The organism is Micromonospora sonneratiae (assembly GCF_042679305.1).
GTDB lineage: Bacteria > Actinomycetota > Actinomycetes > Mycobacteriales > Micromonosporaceae > Micromonospora_H > Micromonospora_H sonneratiae.
Genome location: NZ_JBHTMP010000144.1, coordinates 1 through 3,209, shown reverse-complemented (window position 1 = coordinate 3,209; position 3,209 = coordinate 1). Strand labels below are relative to the sequence as shown.

At 74.0% G+C, this 3,209-nt stretch carries 1 protein-coding gene; it reads right to left on the bottom strand.

The window, feature by feature from the left end:
- On the bottom strand, positions 1-3,209 hold a 3,209-nt coding region (locus tag ACFQ4H_RS34655), incomplete at both ends, for a DUF6603 domain-containing protein (RefSeq protein ID WP_377579487.1).

Here is a 3,209-nt window from a genome sequence, read left to right as displayed (position 1 = left end):
CGGGCCGCCACCCGGGCGGCCACCCGGGCCGCTACCCGACCGGTGGCCGGTACGGAGCCACCGAACCGGGCGAGGGCCTCTCCGGCGGGCAGCGGCAGCGGGTCGCGCTTCTCCTCCTCGATCAGGGTCGACAGTGGCACGGTCCGGATCGCCCCGGCGGACTCGCTGACGGTGATCGGGGCGGCGAGGGTGACCGACGACAGTGCCTGGACCACCGAGTGCGGCCCGCCCTGGCCGGCGGCTGTGCCGTCCCAGATCGCGGCAGGAAAGCCGGTCGACGCGGTGGCCGGTCGCAGGCTGGTCAACTCGGCGGTGGTGAGCCCGGCCCAGCCACCGCCGCTGGCCCGCTCCACGGTCACTGCCATGACCGCCCGGACCCGGCCGACTGCATGCCCGGCGGGCACCACGTCGACCTCCCGGCCGCCGCCGTTACCGCCCACGCTGGAGCCGGTCAGCGACCAGCCGGCCAGCGGCATCGCCGACTCGACACGCATGGCGAACTCGGGCGCGGTCGACCATGGACGCTGGGCGGTCCCGTCGGGCCGTGTCCCGGGTGCGGGTGGCAGGGTCCCGGCGGTGACGGTCGCGGCGGTGGCCGGCCGGGCGGCATCGCCGTTGCCCAGGTACTTCGTGACCACCTGCGGCCAGGTCAGGTACGGCTGCGGCAGCGCCTTGCCGAACCGCACGGTCACCGATGCGATGGCCAGGTCGACGGTGACGGTGCCACGCAGTGGCGGCCCCTCCAGGTGCACGCGGGCACCGAGGGAGACACTGACGCTGATCCGGGCGCAGGCGAAGAAGCAGACCTTGATGGTGAACCGGGCACCGACGGAGACCGACACGTCGGCCTGGTAGGTCAACGGATCCCAGGTCACCATCACGTCCAGGGCTGCGGCGAACCACACCCGTACCGGTGACTTGTCGTACGCGGCCTCCAGCCGGCCACCGACCATGAGGGTCGACGGGGTCAGGGTGAAGTACGACTGTCCCTTGACCACCACCCCACTGCCGACGGACCAGTTGAACCCGACCCGTGGCACCTCCGGGTAGTGGGCCGGCCGGGCGAACGCCGGATGGTAGCCGCCGATGGACAGCAGTACGTCCGACCGGTCCATCCACACCATGAGGGCGAACCCGCCGCTGAGCCGGCAGTCCCGGCTGAGCAGCCAGGAGTTGCGGGTCAACGCGGCCCGCACCGACAGCACCCGGTCCAGGGTGCTGTACCGGGCGGCCAGCGCCAGCTCGACGTTCACGATGGCCGACTCGGCGGACGGCAGCGCCAGTCGCATCAGGCCAAGGACGCCCACCTCGACGGCCCGGTCGACCGCCAGGTACGCGACGGCGGTCGTGTTGAGCACGCCGAACGTGGAGAACTTGACGCCTGCGGCGAGCCAGAACGCGCCCCGGGCCGGTGGGATGTCCGCAGACATCCGGGTCAGCGCCGCCATCGGCCCGCCATCGCCCGCGAAGCCACCATCGGCGATTGCTTTGACCAGCGGGAACGCCGGCACTCCCTGCGGGTCGCTGGGCACCAGCAGCCGTCGGTTGTAGCCGGCCCCGCCGCCCAGTCCGAGGACGAACAGGTACGGCGGCCCGCCCAGCGGGGTGGCGACGGAGAGGAAGACGAACAGTGACGTGTACTCGCCGAGGCTGTCCTTCGGTCGGGCGTACGAGCCGACGGCGGTCAGTCCCCGGCCGGCCAGGTCCACCGACAGCATGCCGTCGTACTGGATCGCCCCGGTCGCGCCGACCGCCTTGCGCAGGCCACCGGCGATCGACACCGCTGGCGAGCTGAACGACACCGACAGTCCGGCCAGGTCGAGTTGCCAGGTACGCAGGTCGGTGGGGGTGCGCAGGGGCACCAGCAGGGACAGGTCGTCGACGTCCAGGGTGAGCCCGGAGATGGCGACCCCGCCGTCCACGGCCAGCCCGATCTTGCCGGGCCCGGTGGTGGCCTGCTGGTACAGCAGGGCGATCTCGGCGATGTGCAGCGGGCCGAAGCTGCGCTGGATGGCGAAGCGGGCCTCCGCACGACCGCCGAAGAGTACCTGCCATTGGCTGCCGGCCCGGGCGACGGTCAGGTCCAGCGGTGGGTTGACCGGGGAGGGGTCACCACTGCCGTCGCTCTGCATCAACGAGGCGGCGACCGGGTTGCCACCGGCGCCGGAGGCCATCGGGAAGCCGATGCCCTCCAGGACCAGTGCGCCGTCGAGCACCGGCGGGCGACGCAGTGCGTTCGCGCCGCTCAGCGGCAGGTCGGTACGGACATGGCCGGCGGCAGCACCGAGGCGGAACCCACCGGTGTCGACCAGGGCCTTCCCGGGTGTGGCGGACGCGACCCGCAGGCCCAGGCCGCCCAACCGCAGCACCGGCGCGAGCGTCGGGGCGGCCGGGTCGGTGAAGTCCAGCAACAGCAGCCCGGTACCACGGCCGCTGTCCCCCCAACCCGGGTCGAGCCCGTCCGGCAGGGCGAAGCGCAGCACCACCGCGACCTCGCCGATGGTCACCGGCAGGTCGCCCCGAACGGCCAGCCCGTAGCGGGTGCCGTCGGTGACCACCCGCAGTGCCAGGTCTCCCGGCAGCGGGACGTCGACGCCGGCGACCGCGTCGAGCAGCCCACGCAGCAGGGCCAGTGGCGTCGGCAGGGTGGTGGCCATCCGGAGTCCGTCCGGGTGGGCCACGGCCACCCCGACGGCGGTGAGCAACTGCGTGGTGCTGCGTCCGTTCGGCCACAGTGGCCGGTCGAGCCAGGGCTGGCTGGCCCGCAGGGCGAGGGTGCCGGCCAGCGGCACCGCCGTCTGCTCGACGATCCGGCGCAGCTCGGCCTCCGTGGGCAGGGCGACGGCCGGGGCCAGCCGTACCACCACCTCGCCGGTTCCGGCAGCGTCGCTGCCGAGCAGCCCGAGCTGCACACCCACCCCGGCGGGGCCGGCGGCGACGGTGAGCCGTCCCCGCAGCACGATGCCCAGCCCGGTGTCGACGGCGGCGCCGACGGTCAGGGCGGCGGTGACGGCGGGGTGGGCGTATCCAACGACGACGTCGCCGGTCAGCGCCCCGGCGGTGAGGCCGGTGGCCCGCAGCTCCACCGTGGGTGGGGACGCACCGAGGTCGACCCGCAGTGCCAGGTCGGCGCCGAGGGGCCCGTCGGCGCGGACCACCAGCAGGCCCGGCCGGGTCGGGTCGTGGGCGGGTACCCGGTCCGGGCCGAG